At 64.8% G+C, this 18192-nt stretch carries 13 protein-coding genes and 3 rRNA genes; 13 read left to right on the forward strand and 3 right to left on the reverse strand.

The features are described 5' to 3' along the window. Nucleotides 1–348: 348 nt before the first annotated feature. From AB5J49_RS27375 to AB5J49_RS27430, 12 genes are all read left to right on the forward strand, one after another. Nucleotides 349–1874, forward strand: a 16S ribosomal RNA gene (locus AB5J49_RS27375). Between the two features lie 305 nt (nt 1875–2179). Then, a 23S ribosomal RNA gene (locus tag AB5J49_RS27380) occupies nt 2180–5301 on the forward strand. Between the two features lie 94 nt (nt 5302–5395). Further along, nucleotides 5396–5512 (forward strand): 5S ribosomal RNA (gene rrf, locus AB5J49_RS27385). Together the 16S, 23S and 5S rRNA genes form the textbook arrangement of a ribosomal RNA operon. A gap of 70 nt (nt 5513–5582) precedes the next feature. Then, entirely contained in the window at nt 5583–6227 is a 645-nt protein-coding gene (locus AB5J49_RS27390) for an HAD family hydrolase (protein WP_369171411.1), read from the forward strand. 69 nt (nt 6228–6296) lie between these two features. After that, complete coding sequence (locus AB5J49_RS27395) at nt 6297–6989, forward strand: VC0807 family protein (protein WP_369171412.1); 693 nt, start codon at nt 6297–6299, stop codon at nt 6987–6989. A gap of 76 nt (nt 6990–7065) precedes the next feature. After that, on the forward strand, nt 7066–8298 hold the full coding sequence (locus tag AB5J49_RS27400; RefSeq protein ID WP_369171414.1) for an MFS transporter: 1233 nt from the start codon (nt 7066–7068) through the stop codon (nt 8296–8298). Continuing rightward, entirely contained in the window at nt 8249–9421 is a 1173-nt protein-coding gene (locus AB5J49_RS27405) for an acetoin utilization protein AcuC (protein WP_369171415.1), read from the forward strand. The genes AB5J49_RS27400 and AB5J49_RS27405 overlap by 50 nt, the downstream gene beginning before the upstream one ends. Nucleotides 9422–9738: 317 nt before the next feature. Then, complete coding sequence (locus AB5J49_RS27410; protein ID WP_369171417.1) at nt 9739–10554, forward strand: phosphatase; 816 nt, start codon at nt 9739–9741, stop codon at nt 10552–10554. A gap of 129 nt (nt 10555–10683) precedes the next feature. Beyond that, on the forward strand, nt 10684–10896 hold the full coding sequence (locus AB5J49_RS27415) for a helix-turn-helix domain-containing protein (RefSeq protein WP_004984898.1): 213 nt from the start codon (nt 10684–10686) through the stop codon (nt 10894–10896). Nucleotides 10897–11053: 157 nt separating this feature from the next. After that, nucleotides 11054–11152 carry an AURKAIP1/COX24 domain-containing protein gene (locus tag AB5J49_RS27420; protein WP_003948845.1) on the forward strand — a complete coding sequence of 33 codons (99 nt, stop codon included), beginning with the start codon at nt 11054–11056 and terminating at the stop codon, nt 11150–11152. A gap of 320 nt (nt 11153–11472) precedes the next feature. Next, the gene (locus tag AB5J49_RS27425; RefSeq protein WP_369171418.1) at nt 11473–12531 is read left to right on the forward strand and encodes an NAD-dependent epimerase/dehydratase family protein; all 1059 of its coding nucleotides are present in this window, start codon (nt 11473–11475) and stop codon (nt 12529–12531) included. Nucleotides 12532–12545: 14 nt separating this feature from the next. Continuing rightward, nucleotides 12546–13598 (forward strand): lysophospholipid acyltransferase family protein, encoded by a 1053-nt coding sequence (locus AB5J49_RS27430; protein ID WP_369171419.1) that lies wholly within the window; start codon nt 12546–12548, stop codon nt 13596–13598. Between the two features lie 84 nt (nt 13599–13682). On the opposite strand, the gene AB5J49_RS27435 is transcribed toward AB5J49_RS27430, so the two are convergent. The 3 genes from AB5J49_RS27435 to AB5J49_RS27445 all read right to left on the reverse strand — a co-directional run bounded on the left by AB5J49_RS27435 (nt 13683) and on the right by AB5J49_RS27445 (nt 17618). Next, nucleotides 13683–14930 carry a DUF5667 domain-containing protein gene (locus AB5J49_RS27435; RefSeq protein WP_369171420.1) on the reverse strand — a complete coding sequence of 416 codons (1248 nt, stop codon included), beginning with the start codon at nt 14928–14930 and terminating at the stop codon, nt 13683–13685. Between the two features lie 275 nt (nt 14931–15205). Then, nucleotides 15206–15979 carry an ECF subfamily RNA polymerase sigma factor, BldN family gene (locus AB5J49_RS27440; RefSeq protein ID WP_369171422.1) on the reverse strand — a complete coding sequence of 258 codons (774 nt, stop codon included), beginning with the start codon at nt 15977–15979 and terminating at the stop codon, nt 15206–15208. Between the two features lie 718 nt (nt 15980–16697). Beyond that, nucleotides 16698–17618, reverse strand: coding sequence for an HAD family hydrolase (locus AB5J49_RS27445; RefSeq protein WP_369171423.1), 921 nt, complete (start codon nt 17616–17618; stop codon nt 16698–16700). A gap of 131 nt (nt 17619–17749) precedes the next feature. On the opposite strand from AB5J49_RS27445, the gene AB5J49_RS27450 reads away from it, so the two are divergent. Beyond that, nucleotides 17750–18037, forward strand: a complete 288-nt coding sequence (locus tag AB5J49_RS27450; RefSeq protein WP_369171425.1) for a glutaredoxin family protein — start codon at nt 17750–17752, stop codon at nt 18035–18037. Nucleotides 18038–18192 lie beyond the last annotated feature (155 nt).

An 18192-nucleotide genomic window follows, 5' to 3' on the forward strand; every position in this document is an offset into this window, starting at 1 on the left:
AGGATCTGATAGAGTCGGAACCGCCGGAAAGGGAAACGCGAGAGCGGGAACCTGGAAAGCACCGAGGGAATCGGATCGGAAAAGGATCTGATAGAGTCGGAAACGCAAGACCGAAGGGAAGCGCCCGGAGGAAAGCCCGAGAGGGTGAGTACAAAGGAAGCGTCCGTTCCTTGAGAACTCAACAGCGTGCCAAAAATCAACGCCAGATATGTTGATACCCCGTCTCCGGCCTTCATGGTCGGGACGAGGTTCCTTTGAAAAAACACAGCGAGGACGCTGTGAACGGCCGGGCTTATTCCGCCTGGCTGTTCCGCTCTCGTGATGTGTGGTCCCGATTACGGGAAAACATTCACGGAGAGTTTGATCCTGGCTCAGGACGAACGCTGGCGGCGTGCTTAACACATGCAAGTCGAACGATGAACCACTTCGGTGGGGATTAGTGGCGAACGGGTGAGTAACACGTGGGCAATCTGCCCTTCACTCTGGGACAAGCCCTGGAAACGGGGTCTAATACCGGATATCACTTCCACTCGCATGGGTGGGGGTCGAAAGCTCCGGCGGTGAAGGATGAGCCCGCGGCCTATCAGCTTGTTGGTGAGGTAATGGCTCACCAAGGCGACGACGGGTAGCCGGCCTGAGAGGGCGACCGGCCACACTGGGACTGAGACACGGCCCAGACTCCTACGGGAGGCAGCAGTGGGGAATATTGCACAATGGGCGAAAGCCTGATGCAGCGACGCCGCGTGAGGGATGACGGCCTTCGGGTTGTAAACCTCTTTCAGCAGGGAAGAAGCGAAAGTGACGGTACCTGCAGAAGAAGCGCCGGCTAACTACGTGCCAGCAGCCGCGGTAATACGTAGGGCGCAAGCGTTGTCCGGAATTATTGGGCGTAAAGAGCTCGTAGGCGGCTTGTCACGTCGGGTGTGAAAGCCCGGGGCTTAACCCCGGGTCTGCATTCGATACGGGCTAGCTAGAGTGTGGTAGGGGAGATCGGAATTCCTGGTGTAGCGGTGAAATGCGCAGATATCAGGAGGAACACCGGTGGCGAAGGCGGATCTCTGGGCCATTACTGACGCTGAGGAGCGAAAGCGTGGGGAGCGAACAGGATTAGATACCCTGGTAGTCCACGCCGTAAACGGTGGGAACTAGGTGTTGGCGACATTCCACGTCGTCGGTGCCGCAGCTAACGCATTAAGTTCCCCGCCTGGGGAGTACGGCCGCAAGGCTAAAACTCAAAGGAATTGACGGGGGCCCGCACAAGCAGCGGAGCATGTGGCTTAATTCGACGCAACGCGAAGAACCTTACCAAGGCTTGACATACACCGGAAACGGCCAGAGATGGTCGCCCCCTTGTGGTCGGTGTACAGGTGGTGCATGGCTGTCGTCAGCTCGTGTCGTGAGATGTTGGGTTAAGTCCCGCAACGAGCGCAACCCTTGTCCTGTGTTGCCAGCATGCCCTTCGGGGTGATGGGGACTCACAGGAGACCGCCGGGGTCAACTCGGAGGAAGGTGGGGACGACGTCAAGTCATCATGCCCCTTATGTCTTGGGCTGCACACGTGCTACAATGGCAGGTACAATGAGCTGCGATACCGTGAGGTGGAGCGAATCTCAAAAAGCCTGTCTCAGTTCGGATTGGGGTCTGCAACTCGACCCCATGAAGTCGGAGTTGCTAGTAATCGCAGATCAGCATTGCTGCGGTGAATACGTTCCCGGGCCTTGTACACACCGCCCGTCACGTCACGAAAGTCGGTAACACCCGAAGCCGGTGGCCCAACCCCTTGTGGGAGGGAGCTGTCGAAGGTGGGACTGGCGATTGGGACGAAGTCGTAACAAGGTAGCCGTACCGGAAGGTGCGGCTGGATCACCTCCTTTCTAAGGAGCACTTCTAAGCCGGGCTTGCCTGGTTCAGAGGCCAGTACATCAGCGAATGTCTGATGCTGGTTGCTCATGGGTGGAACGTTGATTATTCGGCACTTTCAGTCATCTCGGGCTGCCAGTACTGCTCTTCGGAGTGTGGAACGCTGATCATGAGTGGCGAGGGTGTCGGGCACGCTGTTGGGTGTCTGAGGGAATGAATTCCCTCGTGATGCCGGCCCCAGTGAACTCGAACCGGTTGGTTCGGGGTGATGGGTGGCTGGTCGTTGTTTGAGAACTGCACAGTGGACGCGAGCATCTGTGGCCAAGTTTTTAAGGGCGCACGGTGGATGCCTTGGCACCAGGAACCGATGAAGGACGTGGGAGGCCACGATAGTCCCCGGGGAGTCGTCAACCAGGCTTTGATCCGGGGGTTTCCGAATGGGGAAACCCGGCAGTCGTCATGGGCTGTCACCCATACCTGAACACATAGGGTATGTGGAGGGAACGCGGGGAAGTGAAACATCTCAGTACCCGCAGGAAGAGAAAACAACCGTGATTCCGGGAGTAGTGGCGAGCGAAACCGGATGAGGCTAAACCGTATACGTGTGAGACCCGGCAGGGGTTGCGTATGCGGGGTTGTGGGATCTCTCTTCTGTTGTCTGCCGGCAACAGGACGAGTCAGAAACCGTTGATGTAGGCGAAGGACATGCGAAAGGTCCGGCGTAGAGGGTAAGACCCCCGTAGTCGAAACGTCAGCGGCTCGTTTGAGAGACACCCAAGTAGCACGGGGCCCGAGAAATCCCGTGTGAATCTGGCGGGACCACCCGCTAAGCCTAAATATTCCCTGGTGACCGATAGCGGATAGTACCGTGAGGGAATGGTGAAAAGTACCGCGGGAGCGGAGTGAAATAGTACCTGAAACCGTGTGCCTACAAGCCGTGGGAGCGTCGGGCAAGCACTTGTGTTTGCCTCGTGACTGCGTGCCTTTTGAAGAATGAGCCTGCGAGTTTGCGGTGTGTTGCGAGGTTAACCCGTGTGGGGAAGCCGTAGCGAAAGCGAGTCCGAATAGGGCGATTCAGTAGCGCGCTCAAGACCCGAAGCGGAGTGATCTAGCCATGGGCAGGTTGAAGCGGAGGTAAGACTTCGTGGAGGACCGAACCCACCAGGGTTGAAAACCTGGGGGATGACCTGTGGTTAGGGGTGAAAGGCCAATCAAACTCCGTGATAGCTGGTTCTCCCCGAAATGCATTTAGGTGCAGCGTCGTGTGTTTCTTGCCGGAGGTAGAGCACTGGATAGGCGATGGGCCCTACCGGGTTACTGACCTTAGCCAAACTCCGAATGCCGGTAAGTGAGAGCGCGGCAGTGAGACTGTGGGGGATAAGCTCCATGGTCGAGAGGGAAACAGCCCAGAGCATCGACTAAGGCCCCTAAGCGTACGCTAAGTGGGAAAGGATGTGGAGTCGCAGAGACAACCAGGAGGTTGGCTTAGAAGCAGCCACCCTTGAAAGAGTGCGTAATAGCTCACTGGTCTAGTGATTCCGCGCCGACAATGTAGCGGGGCTCAAGCGTACCGCCGAAGTCGTGTCATTGCGATATGTACCCCCAACGGGGATCGTGATGGGTAGGGGAGCGTCGTGTGCCGGGTGAAGCAGCACCGGAAGGTAGTTGTGGACGGTTCACGAGTGAGAATGCAGGCATGAGTAGCGATTCACACGTGAGAAACGTGTGCGCCGATTGACTAAGGGTTCCTGGGTCAAGCTGATCTGCCCAGGGTAAGTCGGGACCTAAGGCGAGGCCGACAGGCGTAGTCGATGGATAACCGGTTGATATTCCGGTACCCGCTGTGAAGCGTCAAACATTGAATCGGGCGATGCTAAGTCCGTGAAGCCGCCCTGGAGCCTTCGGGCAAAGGGGAGTGGTGGAGCCGACGGACCAGACCTGTAGTAGGTGAGTGATGGGGTGACGCAGGAAGGTAGTCCATCCCGGGCGGTGGTTGTCCCGGGGTAAGGGTGTAGCCCGAGTGGTAGGTAAATCCGCCATTCATACAGGGTGAGACCTGATGCCGAGCCGATTGTGGTGAAGTGGATGATCCTATGCTGTCGAGAAAAGCCTCTAGCGAGTTTCATGGCGGCCCGTACCCTAAACCGACTCAGGTGGTCAGGTAGAGAATACCGAGGCGTTCGGGTGAACTATGGTTAAGGAACTCGGCAAAATGCCCCCGTAACTTCGGGAGAAGGGGGGCCACGCTTGGTGAGAGGACTTGCTCCTCGAGCTGGGGGTGGCCGCAGAGACCAGCGAGAAGCGACTGTTTACTAAAAACACAGGTCCGTGCGAAGCCGTAAGGCGATGTATACGGACTGACGCCTGCCCGGTGCTGGAACGTTAAGGGGACCGGTTAGTCAGGATTCGTCCTGGCGAAGCTGAGAACTTAAGCGCCAGTAAACGGCGGTGGTAACTATAACCATCCTAAGGTAGCGAAATTCCTTGTCGGGTAAGTTCCGACCTGCACGAATGGCGTAACGACTTCTCGACTGTCTCAACCATAGGCCCGGTGAAATTGCACTACGAGTAAAGATGCTCGTTTCGCGCAGCAGGACGGAAAGACCCCGGGACCTTTACTACAGTTTGATATTGGTGTTCGGTTCGGCTTGTGTAGGATAGGTGGGAGACTTTGAAGCGGGCACGCCAGTGTTCGTGGAGTCGCCGTTGAAATACCACTCTGGTCGTGCTGGATGTCTAACCTGGGTCCGTGATCCGGATCAGGGACAGTGTCTGATGGGTAGTTTAACTGGGGCGGTTGCCTCCTAAAGAGTAACGGAGGCGCCCAAAGGTTCCCTCAGCCTGGTTGGCAATCAGGTGTTGAGTGTAAGTGCACAAGGGAGCTTGACTGTGAGACCGACGGGTCGAGCAGGGACGAAAGTCGGGACTAGTGATCCGGCGGTGGCTTGTGGAAGCGCCGTCGCTCAACGGATAAAAGGTACCCCGGGGATAACAGGCTGATCTTCCCCAAGAGTCCATATCGACGGGATGGTTTGGCACCTCGATGTCGGCTCGTCGCATCCTGGGGCTGGAGTCGGTCCCAAGGGTTGGGCTGTTCGCCCATTAAAGCGGTACGCGAGCTGGGTTTAGAACGTCGTGAGACAGTTCGGTCCCTATCCGCTGCGCGCGCAGGAATATTGAGAAGGGCTGTCCCTAGTACGAGAGGACCGGGACGGACGAACCTCTGGTGTGCCAGTTGTTCTGCCAAGGGCATGGCTGGTTGGCTACGTTCGGGAGGGATAACCGCTGAAAGCATCTAAGCGGGAAGCCTGCTTCGAGATGAGTATTCCCACCCACTTGATGGGGTAAGGCTCCCAGTAGACGACTGGGTTGATAGGCCGGATCTGGAAGCACGGTAACGTGTGGAGGTGACCGGTACTAATAGGCCGAGGGCTTGTCCTCAGTTGCTCGCGTCCACTGTGTTGGTTCTGAAACCACGAACAGCCCCATGCCAGGCCACGGTATGGTGCGGCATGGTTCGACAGTTTCATAGTGTTTCGGTGGTTATAGCGTGAGGGAAACGCCCGGTTACATTCCGAACCCGGAAGCTAAGCCTTACAGCGCCGATGGTACTGCAGGGGGGACCCTGTGGGAGAGTAGGACGCCGCCGAACAAATTTTAGAAAAGGCCCACACCTTATGGTGTGGGCCTTTTCGCATTTCAGGGTCTATTAGGGTCTGGGCATGCGCTATGACCTCGTCATCTTCGACAACGACGGTGTGCTCGTCGACAGCGAACCCCTCTCCAACAGGCTCCTCGCCGGCTATCTCACCGAGCTCGGGCATCCGACCTCGTACGAGGAGTCCCTGCGTGACTACATGGGCGCCGCCATGCACCGCGTACACGATCTGGTGCAGGAACGGACCGGGCCGCGGTTGCCGGAGGACTTCGATGACGTGTTTCATGGGCGCGTTTTCGCCGCCTTCGAGCGGGAGTTGGAGCCGGTGGCCGGGGCCGTCGACGTGCTGGAGAAGTTGGCTGCGGACGGGGTGCCGTTCTGTGTCGCGTCGTCCGGGAGTCATGAGCGGATTCGGGTGGGGCATCGGAAGACCGGGCTGGAGCGGTGGTTCGATGACCGGCGGATCTTCAGTTCGCAGGATGTGGGGCGGGGGAAGCCGGCGCCGGATCTGTTTCTGTATGCGGCGGAGCGGATGGGGGTCGTGCCGGCTCGGTGTGTGGTGATCGAGGACAGTCCGTTGGGGGTGCAGGCGGCTGTCTCGGCCGGGATGGATGTGTACGGGTTCACCGCGATGACGTCGGCCGAGAGGCTGGTGGGGGCCTCTCAACTCTTTTCTGACATGGGGGAGTTGGCTGACCTGCTGGTCTGACATTTGTCACGCCGAGGTCCGGACGATCGCTTCTACTGGCGTCAGGGGGCTTGCCGCGAAGCTGAGGGCATGACGAAGAAGAAGGCCCTTGTGCCGCTCATCGTGGACGTGGCAGTGCCGGTCGGGTCGTACTACCTGTTCAAGAACGGGTTGGGAATGAGCACGCTCGCCGCGTTGGGGTGGAGCAGTGTGGTGCCGGCCGTGCGGACCGGGTGGGGTGTGGTCAAGGACCGGACGGTCAACGGGCTGGCCGTGCTGATCCTGTTCGTCAACGTGGTCGGGCTGCTGCTCAGCTTCGTCGCTGGGGATCCGCGGCTGATGCTCGTCAAGGACAGCGGGGTCAGCAGTGCGATCGGGATCGGGATCCTGGTCTCCGTGGCAGCGGGCAGGCCGATGATGACCGCCGGTATGAAGCCGTGGCTGGTGAAGGGCGACGAGATGCGGGAGGCCGCCTGGAGGCGGCTGCAGAACGGGTCAGCGGACTTCCGGCGAGCCGAGCGGGTGTTCTCCGTGGTGTGGGGTGTGGTGCTGCTCGGCGAGTGTGTGGTGCGGATCGTGGGGGCGTACACGCTGCCGGTGGACACGATGGTCTGGCTGGGCACCGTCATCATGATCGTCGCCATGGCTCTCGGGTTCCTCGTCAGCGGGGCCCTGGCGGCCGGGCCGATGGCGGCCATGCTCGCCGGGGAGGTGTGCGACAAGGACACGGAGCACTCGACGCTCGGCCCTGTTCCCGTGGCTGTGGGGGCCGTTGCCGAGTGAGAAAAAGTAAAGCTGAGGAGAATTCATCTTTGGCTGGATCTACCCACCAGTACGCCGGGGCCCTACGCTCGCCGCCATGACTGATGTGCTGCGGCGCGGTAGGGCCTCGTTGGCGTTCAGCTTCTTCGCTCAGGGTGTTGCCTTCGCGCTGCTCGTGACCCGGATTCCGGCCATCCAGGACCGGTACGGCGTCTCCGACGCGTTGCTGCCCGCTTTCCTCGCCGCCGTCCCGATCCTGGCCGGTGTCGGGAGTGTGACGACGGAGCGGCTGGTGAAGCGAATACCGCCGAGCCGGCTGTTGCGGTGGTCCCAGCCCGTCGTGCTCCTGGCGCTGCTCGGAGTCGGGGCAGGGCAGCGGATGGCCGAACTGGGGGTCGCGCTCGCCGTGTTCGGGCTGGCCGTGGGTGTGCTCGACGCCTCGATGAACATGCTCGGGGTGAGCCTGCAGCGGTCGTACGGGCGCAGCATCATGCTCAGTTTTCATGCGGTGTACAGCCTGGGCGGGATTGTGGGGGCCTCGCTGGCCTGGGTGGGGGCGCACTGGGATCTGGCGCTGGTCGTGTCGTATCTGCCGGTCGTCGTGGTGTTGCTGCCGGCCGCGCTGGTGGGGAGTCGGTGGTACGTCGACGGGGGGTCCGTAGGTGTGGCGGGCGGCGAGGTGGGGGGTGAGGGGCCGTCCATCGCCTTCAAGGCTCTGTTGCCGCTGTGTCTGGTGATGACCTTCGCTTATATCGGGGACTCGACCGTCTCCAACTGGAGTGCGAAGTATCTGCAGGACGTGCTGGGGAGTTCGGAGCAGCTGGCGACCGTGCCGTACAACGTCTACATGGTGACCACGCTGCTCGGGCGGGCCATCGGGGACTTCGGGGTGCGGAGGTTCGGGGCTGTCGCGGTCGTGCGGGTGGGGGCGCTGGTGGCGGCCGGCGGGTTCGCGGTGGTGGCGGCGGCGCCGGGGGCGTGGGTCGGGATGTTGGGGTTCACGCTGCTCGGGCTGGGGCTGTGTGTGCTGGTGCCGCAGACGTTCGGGGCGGCCGGGCGGCTTGCGTCTGAGAAGTACGGGCCGGGGGCTTCGGATGCGGCCATTGCGCGGCTCAATGTGTTCAATTACGTGGGGTTTTTGATCGGTTCGCCCTTGGTGGGTGCGCTGGGCGATGCGTGGAACTATCGCGGGGCGATGTTTGTGCCGATGGTGTTGGTGCTGGTGACGCTTGTGTACGCCCGGTCGTTCGCCGCTCAACCGGACCGATACGGTGACGGGCATGAGCGGCCGCGCACAGCTGATGTGGGACGAGGCAGTAACGGGCTATGACTTCGGCCGGGACCATCCGATGGACCCGGTTCGGCTTGCCCTGACCAGGAGACTCGTCGATGCCTTCGGGCTGGACAAGGCCGTGGACGTCGTCGCGGCGCAGCCGGCCGGGGAGTCGACGTTGCGGCTGGTCCATCGGCAGGACTACATCGAGGCCGTGAAGGCGGCCTCGGTGGATCCGGGGGCGGCCGACCAGTCGTACGGGCTCGGGACCATGGACGATCCCGCCTTCGCCGGGATGCACGAGGTGTCGGCGCTCATCGCCGGGCAGTCGGTGGGGGCGGCGGAGGCCGTGTGGCGGGGGGAAGCGCTGCATGCGGTGAACTTCGCGGGTGGGTTGCACCATGCGATGCCGGGGGGTGCGTCGGGGTTCTGTATCTACAACGATGCCTCGCTGGCTGTCGCTCGGCTGTTGGAGCTGGGGGCTGAGCGGGTCGCCTACATCGATGTGGATGTGCATCACGGGGATGGGGTGCAGGCGGCGTTCTGGGAGGATCCGCGGGTACTGACGATTTCGCTGCACGAGCATCCTCGTACGTTGTTCCCGCAGACCGGGTGGCCGGAGGAGACCGGGGCCGGGTCCGCTGAGGGGACGGCCGTGAATGTGGCGTTGCCGGCCGGGACCGGGGATGCGGGGTGGCTGCGGGCGTTTCATGCCGTGGTGCCGGAGCTGATCGCTGACTTTCGGCCGCAGGTGTTGGTGACCCAGCACGGGGCCGATACGCACTTCGAGGATCCGCTTGCGCACCTTGCCGTTTCGCTGGACGCGCAGCGGGCGGTGCAGGTGGCGTGTCACGACCTGGCGCATGAGTACGCCGACGGGAAGTGGGTCGCGCTGGGTGGGGGTGGATACGCCGTGGTGGAGGTTGTGCCGCGGTCGTGGACGCATCTGGTGGGGATTGCGGCGGGGCGGGCGGTTGAGCCTGAGGCGATGATTCCGGAGGGGTGGCGGCAGGAGGTCTTTGCGCGGACTCGGCAGTTGGGGCCGGCGCGGATGACTGATGGGCGGTGGCCTGTCTCGTGGGTCGATTGGGAGGCGGGGTACGACCCTGCGGATCGGCTGGATCAGGCTGTGCTGGCGACTCGGCGGGCGGTGTTTCCGTTGCGGGGGATGTTGGCGTAGGTGGGGGCCGGGAGGGTTTTCGCCCCCGCCGCCCCTACCCGTCCCATCCTGAAGGGGCGCTGCCCCTTTGACCCCGGTTCCTGGGGGCCTGCGGCCCCCACACCCCCGCTTCGGCCCTGGACGGGCCTCGTCCTCAAACGCCGGACGGGCTGAAAGTGCCTGGGCCGGTGTCGAGGAGAGAAGCTTCCTGCCGTGATGGGTGATGAAGGGCTCCGTCTGGGCTCTGTCGGAGGCTTTTCGGGGGCTCATTAGCCCAACTGTGCGGTGTTTTCCCGTTCCCACGTCCCCGTGCCCTCCGGTCCGTCACCATCGCTCTCGTGTGGAGTACCGGAGCCCTTCGCGCCCATCTCCTGGCCGCTCGGCTTGCCGGGACCGTGGCTACCTCTCGGGAGGAGAGCCTCAGGAGTTATCGGCTTTTTGCTGCTCGCGATCCCCGTGTGCTCATCGGGATCGATCCGGAAGGGGCTTGGCGGCAGCGGGATTTGATTGAGTTAATGGCGGCGAAGTGCGGAGTTTCGGCCGATCCGGAGTGTGTCTCCGGCCATGATGTGATCGACCCGGAGCGGACTTTGACCGCTCTGGATGCCTTCGCCGATCGGGTCGCCGCTGCCGCCCAGCGCGGCGAGCCCGTGCTGTTCGGTACCGGGCATCCGCATCGGCTGCTCGGTTTCTACGCCGCCTTGGCGGACGCGTTGTCGGCGGCGGGATGTGCCGTCCTCACCCCCGCGCATGGTCGCTGTGTCGACATAACGACCCGGTTCGGCCTACGTACGTACAACCTTGACTACGTACGAGGAGTCGCGTTGGTGCGGGAAGCCGGCGCTCCGAGCACCGGGCGTGAGCCCGGCGCACACACGCACTCACCGCTCCCGGTTCGTACCGTGCTGGCTGCCGCGGCGGAGGCCCGCGGGCCGTTGCCAGAGCTGGTGATCGGGGACCACGGTTGGGTCTGCGGGGCAGGTCAGCTGGGGTTTGAGGCCATTGGTCTTGCCGATACGAATGACCCCGCGCTCTTTGTGGGGGAGGCCGAGGGGGTCGTGTCGGTCGTCGTTCCACTTGATGACGCTGTGCGGTCTGATTACTACCAGCCGCTTACCCGCTACGTACTCAATCGAGCGTGTCTGTCACAGTAGGCCGCCGATGGGTGCACCTCTTCCCCACTCGCATCACCCGCCCCTACATTGGGGAGTGAGCACGCAGCGACGAAGAGTCACCGGAAGGGGAAGCCGGTGGCCGTCGAGTGCGGAAGGTTCAGGTGTGTCATGGCTGCAGCTGGCGAGAGGCCTCTGAACGAGGTTCAGTTCCTTACCGTGGCGGAAGTCGCCTCGGTGATGCGAGTGTCGAAGATGACCGTGTACCGGTTGGTGCACAGCGGTCATCTGCCCGCGATCCGGGTCGGACGTTCGTTCCGTGTCCCGGAGCAAGCGGTTCACGAATATCTCCGCGAGAGCTACGTGGGGGTGGAAACCGCCTGACGGCAGTGGGCGAGGGGGGATCCTCAGGGCTGTTCAGGATTCCCCCGAGCCACCTCGATTACGACCTCAGCGCTCGGGCGGGTAGGCTAGCCCCTCGTAGGTCGTGTGGGCCCATGGCGCCCAAACACCGAGTGATGAGAAGTGAGCGAGGGTAGTCGTGGGCTCTGTTATCAAGAAGCGGCGCAAGCGGATGGCCAAGAAGAAGCACCGCAAGCTGCTCAAGCGCACGCGCGTTCAGCGTCGCAACAAGAAGTAAGCGCGGCGCGCCGCGAAAGTGGCGCGCTTTGTGGCCCCCCACCACATCCGGTGGGGGGCCACACGTGTATCGAGGTCGCGTGGACCGGCTGTCGAGGTTGCGTGGAGCTATCGCGGGTGCGGTGCGGGTGCCGAGGTTCTTGTGCGAGAAGTCGAACGCTGTGCATATGACTGGACAGAGGCGTGAGCCGTCCGGTCGTACGCATGGAATTCTCGTCACTTCATGCATTGGGCAGTCATCACAGCGCAACATCGACCCGCTAAGTTGGCCGCACACGGGAACTCGGCAGGGGTACGAGTGCTGGAAGGAAGGCGCTGATCTTGGGCAAGGTCGTGCTCGTGACCGGAGTGGCCCGTCAACTGGGGGGTCGGTTCGTACGACGGATCCTGCGTGACCCACAGGTGGACCGGGTGGTCGCCGTGGACGCGGTTCCGCCCGAGCATCATCTGGGCGGTGCCGACTTCATCCAGGCCGACATCCGGCAGCCCACCATCGCGCGGGTGTTGGCCGAGAGCGGCGCCGACACCGTCGTACACATGGATGTGACCGGAACCGCGCTGGGCAGTGGCAGCCGGACCACGGTCAAGGAGACCAACGTCATCGGGACGATGCAGCTGCTCGGCGCCTGCCAGAAGTCCCCCAACGTCAAGCGGCTCGTGGTCAAGTCCAGTACGAACGTGTACGGATCCGCGCCCCGCGACCCGGCCGTCTTCACCGAGACCACCCCGCCCAAGTCGCTGCCCAGCGGCGGCTTCGCCAAGGACGCGGTCGAGGTGGAGGGCTATGTGCGCGGGTTCGCGCGGCGCAGGCCCGATGTGGCCGTGTGCGTGCTGCGGTTCGCCAACATCCTCGGGCCGACCGCGGACACGCCGCTCGCCTCCTACTTCTCGCTGCCGGTGCTGCCGACCGTGTTCGGCTACGACCCGCGGCTGCAGTTCGTGCACGAGGACGACGTGATCGAGGTGCTGCGCATCGGCTCGCACGAGCCGGAGCGGGGCACGCTCAACAGCGGCACCTTCAACATCGCCGGCGACGGCGCCCTGCTGCTCTCGCAGTGCTCCCGGCGCCTCGGCCGCCCCACCGTGCCGCTCCTGCTCCCCGCGGTCACCTGGGCGGGCTCCCTGGTGCGTACGCTGGGTATGTCGGACTTCTCGCCCGAGCAGATCCGGCTGCTCACGCACGGCCGGGTGGTGTCGACGGACCAGATGCGTCAGACGCTCGGATTCAAGCCGAAGTACACGACGGCGGAGACGTTCGCGGACTTCGCGAAGAGCCGCGGTCCCGGACTCCTGCCGCCGGAGGCCCTCGCGGGGGCCGTCGACCGGATCGCCGCGCTGCCCGTCCTGGGCGGCCACCTCCCGACGCAGAGCGCCAACTGAGGAGCGCATCAACGATGGCGGACGCCAAGGTCATTCCGTTCGACGACGACCGGTCCCGTGGGAGCGCCGTGCAGCGGCCGCAGCGGCGCCGGAGCGCGGGTAGTCGGCGCAAGAACGGTGAATCCGCGCTGGTAGGTGAGGTCCAGCCCCTCCCCGGACGGTCCTTCGCGCAGGATGATGTTCCTGTGACACGTGAGGAACAGCCGCCCCTGAAGCCCCAGGACGAAGGCGGCCTGGAGCGGCGCATCGCGAGCGGCCTGGCCTTCCTGCGCCGCCGCCTCACCGGGGACTACGACGTCGACGACTTCGGGTACGACGAGGAGCTCACCGACCAGGTCCTGATGTCCCTGCTGCGCCCGGTGTACGAGAACTACTTCCGGGTCGAGGTGAAGGGCGTGGAGAACATCCCGTCCGAGGGCGGCGCGCTGATCGTCGCCAACCACTCCGGGACGCTGCCGCTGGACGGCCTGATGATGCAGGTCGCCGTGCACGACCACCACCCGGCGGGCCGGCATCTGCGGCTGCTCGCCGCGGACCTGGTGTTCATGCTGCCCGTGGTCAACGAACTCGCCCGCAAGCTCGGCCACACGCTGGCCTGCGCCGAGGACGCCGAGCGGCTGCTGGGCCTGGGCGAGCTGGTCGGCGTGATGCCGGAAGGCTTCAAGGGCATCGGCAAGCCCTTCAGCGAGCGCTACAAGCTCCAGCGCTTCGGCCGCGGCGGCTTCGTCTCCACGGCGCTGCGCAACGGCGCTCCGATCATTCCGTGCTCGATCGTCGGCGCGGAGGAGATCTACCCGATGATCGGCAACGCGAAGACCCTGGCCCGTCTGCTCGGCTTCCCTTACTTCCCGCTGACGCCGACCTTCCCGTGGCTGGGCCCGCTGGGCGCGATCCCTCTCCCGACCAAGTGGACGATCCAGTTCGGCGAGCCGATCCCCACGGACGGCTATCCGCCGGAGGCCGCCGAGGATCCGATGCTGATGTTCAACCTGACCGACCAGGTCAGGGAGCAGATCCAGCACACCTTGTACAAGCTGCTGGTGCAGCGGCGGTCTGTCTTCTTCTGACGTGCCAAGTGTGGGTACGACGACGGGGGCGCCCCTCGGGTGAGGGGCGCCCCCGTCGTCGTACGACTCGCTGCTCTGCGGGCGCTAGTTCGTGTCCTCGCCTTCGATGCCCAGGCCGGGGAGGAGGCCCGGGAGGAGTGGGGGCAGGGTGACGGCGGGTTCGGTGGCCGGGGTCGATGTGGAGGGTGAGGCGCCGGTGCTGCTGGTGTCCTTCGGCGGGTCGAGGAGGCCGCCGGTGTTTCCGCCGAGCAGGCCCTCGCTCTCGCTGCCGGAGCTCTCGGCCGAATTGCTGGGGCGGCTGGACCGGTTGTCGTCGGAGGAGCCGCTGCCGCCGGCGCTGGGGTGGGCCGACCGGTCGGAGCCCGACGTACCGTTGGACGCCGAGCCGGAACCGCCCCGCCGCTTGCCGTCGCCGCCCTGTGCCGGCGTCGGTGGGAGGAGGGACTCCAGCGGGGCGACCTCTTCGTCTATGGCGTCGAACACCGACGAGACCTGGTCGCTGACGTCCCCCAGCTGGAGGGGAAGCCGCTCGCGGAGGTGGCCCCAGACTTCGCGGTGGGACCGGGAGAAGGCGGAAAGGGCCTGGATGGGTCCCAGAGAGCCCGGATCGCGCTTGTACGCCTCACGGAGCAGACGATGCCCCTCCGAGGCGTCGTAGCGCATGCCGGACAGGGCGCGGCGGATCTCGCCGAGCGACTCGTGGTCGAGTTGTCCGCCGCGATCACGCTCCATCAACCTTCGGGCCTCGCTCAGCCGGGTGGAGGCCTGGTCGAGATATGTTCGCCCGCGTTCGTCGTCGCCGTCGGCCATGACATTGAGCTTGAAGTCCTCGATGCCGCGCTTCAGGGGATAGAGGGAGTCACCGGGCAGGGCGTCGGAACTCGCCGCGGCCACTCCACCGAAGGCTCCCGCGGCGACACCGACGCTGAGCCCGCCCGCGGCCAGGCCCTTGGTCAGCCGTGAACGCGGCCGCAATTTCCCCAGCGGGGAAGCCCGGTGGGCGCCCGGTGCCCGATTCGAGCGCTGCCCGGGCACCGCGGGATCCGCAGCGCCTCCCACCGTGCCCTCCTGCAGCATGGCCTCCATCGCGGCGACGAGCTGGGCCCGCTGAACGACCTTGACCTCGGGGTCGAGCACGGGCTTGGGCAGTTCGTCGAGACTCGCGGTGACGGCCAACAGCCGCCCCTGCTCGGTCTGTTCCGCAGCAGCCGATGCTGGTGCCGATCCATCGGACTGCTCGGCCTGCTCGGCCGCCGAGCCCCGGTCGGTCAGCTCCTCCAGGGCCTGGGCGAAGGCGTTCGCCCGCCGGTGCGCCGATACGTTCGCGATCACTGGCGGCACCTCCTCTCGTGATGACGGTCGACTCCCCAGGGGGTCCTGAGGGTTGCACGCCCTGACCAAATCCACACGATCGAGTGATCGAAGTCGGCCAGGGAGTGACCACAGGGAGCCTGCATCCCGCACAACGAGCGGCGCGGCACTTGGGTTACGGACGGCGGATGAACGGACCGCGAAGTCAACAGACTTTCACCGACGGTGAGTTGATGGTTGCGGAGAGTGTTGCTTCGGTGGCGGTGGCGGTGGCGGTGGCGGTGGCGGTGGCGCGTTCAGCGCGCGTCGTCCGGCAGTAGACGGGCGAGGGTGCGGACTGCCCGGTACTGGAGGGTCTTGATGGCGCCCTCGTTCTTGCCCATGACGCGGGCGGTCTCGGCGACGGAGAGGCCCTGGAGGAAACGGAGAGTGACGCACTCCTGCTGCTGCGGGTTGAGGCGTCGTACGGCGTCCAGTAGTGCGGCGTTGGAGAGTGACTCGAGGACGGAGTCCTCGGGGGAGCGCTCGACCTCGTTGGCGTCGAGCATCTCCCCGGTGGTCACCTCCAGCCGGAACCGGCTGGACTTGAAGTGGTCGGCGACGAGGTTGCGGGCGATGGTCACGAGCCATGCCCCGAAGTCCCGCCCCTGCCAGGTGAAGGTGCCGATCCGTCGGAGGGCCCGCAGAAAGGTCTCGCTTGTGAGGTCCTCGGCGGTGGCCTTCCCTCCGACTCGGTAGTAGATGTAGCGATAAACGGTGTCGCTGTATTGGTCGTAGAGGCGTCCGAACGCGTCGGCCTCGCCGGCCTGTGCGCGTTCGACGAGATCCATCATTCGAGCGCTGTCGCTGTCTGCGGCAGGCCGACGGGCGGTTGTCGCACCAGCCGAGCGTCCCCGTCTGCCGACGGCGGCGCTGCCGTCGGCGAGCGCGTAGCACGGGCCTACGGGCGCGGTTGTTACGGCGAGGGCGGGGACGGCGTACGCGGTGGGGACGAAGCCGCGCAACAGGTCTTTGACCGTTGCGCGCAGCGTAGCCAGGCCCGAGGCGTCAACCCCGACGTGTGGGTACACGGGACTCCCAGAGGCAGAGCTTCCATCACGTGCAGTGCGGGACCGTTCACCCGTCGTAGCGACGGAGGGGGTACCGGTTTGCGTCTGAGGAGAATAACGCTTCGTGCAGGCACTGCTACGCCCAGTTGCTCAAATCACCGATTGCGTCTCTTCTGTAACCGATTGGCGCCCGATCAAGTGCCGCAGAGTGACCGTTTGTTGATCGAAGTCGTCCGTGTTCCGGCTTACTCCGGCGCGTGTTGTGGCCGTGTGCAGCCAAGGGGACTGGACAGGGGGTTGTGGGGGTAGGGGGTGCGGATTGGCTGTTCGGCCGGGCGTGGCCCGACGGCGGGGTTCGCCGCCGGGCGTGGCCCGACGGCGGGGTTCGCCCCCGCCGCCCCTACCCGTCCCATCCTGAAGGGGCGCTGCCCCTTTGACTCCGGTTCCTGGGGGCCTGCGGCCCCCAGACCCCCGCTTCGGCCCTGGACGGGCCTCGTCCTCAAACGCCGGACGGGCTGAAAGTGCCTGGACCGGCGTCGGGAGGGACCGTTTGCGGCGTGCGTCGGCCCCGGTGGGGTGGGGCTGGGGTTGCCTGGTTCGGTGGTCGGGAGTGGAAGTGTCAGTCCGTGAGGCGGGTTCGCTGCACGCTGGTGAGAATGGGGCCCCGACTCACCCACCGAGCCGTGGGCATCGACGCGAACCCCCACGCTCGCCGGAGGCTCAGACCGTCGTCGGCCCGCTACCGCCGGCGTCGGTGCAGTGCGATCGCCGCAGCCGTCCCCCCGGCCACCGCTCCCACGCCCGCGGCCGCGGGGATGCCGACCTTCGCTGCCTTTCGGCCCGTGCGGTAGTCGCGTAGGCGCCAGTCCAGCTTGCGGGCGTGTTTGCGGAGCTTGGTGTCGGGGTTGATGGCGTAGGGGTGGCCGACCAGGGAGAGCATCGGGATGTCGTTGTGCGAGTCGCTGTACGCCGCGCAGCGGGAGAGGTCCAGGCCCTCCGCCGAGGCCAGGGCGCGCACCGCCTCCGCCTTCGCCGGGCCGTGGAGGGGTTCGCCCACCAGTTTGCCCGTGTAGACGCCGTCCACTGATTCCGCCACCGTGCCCAGGGCGCCGGTGAGGCCGAGGCGGCGGGCGATCACCTGGGCGATCTCCACGGGGGCCGCCGTCACCAGCCATACCTTCTGGCCGGCGTCCAGGTGCGCCTGAGCGAGGGCGCGCGTGCCGGGCCAGATGCGCTCGGCCATGTACTCGTCGTAGATCTCCTCGCCGATCGACTGGAGCTCGGCGACGCGGTGGCCCTTCACGATCGACAGTGCCGAGTCGCGGGCCTCCTGCATGTGCTCCGGGTCCTCGACCCCCGCCAGCCGGAACCACGCCTGCTGCCAGGCGAACTTGGCGAGGTCGCGGGTCTCGAAGAACTTCCGCTTGTACAGGCCCCGCCCGAAGTGGAAGAGGGCGGCGCCTTGCATCACGGTGTTGTCCAGGTCGAAGAAGGCGGCGGCCTTCTCGTCGCCGAGCACCGGGAACTCCGGTTCGGTCTCGGAGACCTCCGTCGTCTCCTGCGACGACTTGCGCGCTGCCTCCGCCGAAGCCTCGCCAGCCAACACGCTCCGCGCCGTGGCGGAGCGCCTACGGGGAGTGAGCCATCCAAGAGCGGCCATGACCGTGAGCATAGCCAGTTTGTTCGGTGCTTCCGGAGTCGAGAGGTTTGAAGGTTGTGAACTCTCCGCGACCGCGCAGTTAAACAGCGTGGTGGCGCATCCGTTCGGCCCGCGAGCGTCGGCGCGGGAGAATGGCCGACATGAGTCCCCTCTTTCGTCGCGCCGCGGCCAAGGCCCCTCAGGACCGGCTCGTCACTCTCATCGGAAAGCCGGACTGTCATCTGTGTGATGACGCACAGATCGTCGTCGAGAAGGTGTGTGCCGAGCTGGGGGTTCCGTGGGAGCTGAAGGACATCAACCAGGACCCTCAACTCCACGACCGGTACTGGGAACAGATCCCTGTCGTCCTCGTCGACGGCGCCCAGCACACCTTCTGGCGCGTGAACGAGAATCGCCTTCGCAAAGCACTGACTGAGTAGTCCAACTGGTCAGGGAAGTCGCTTAGGATCGACGGCGAGTTGGTCTCGGGGGCGGGGATCGTTGAGGAGAGTGTGCGGTTTTGCCCCCAAGAGCAGAGGAACGGTGGTGCGAATGCGCCGGTTCCAGACCAGTGCGCCGGGCGTGCGTGAGCCCG

The sequence above is a fragment of the Streptomyces sp. R28 genome, from assembly GCF_041052385.1.
In the GTDB taxonomy this organism is placed as follows: Bacteria; Actinomycetota; Actinomycetes; order Streptomycetales; family Streptomycetaceae; genus Streptomyces.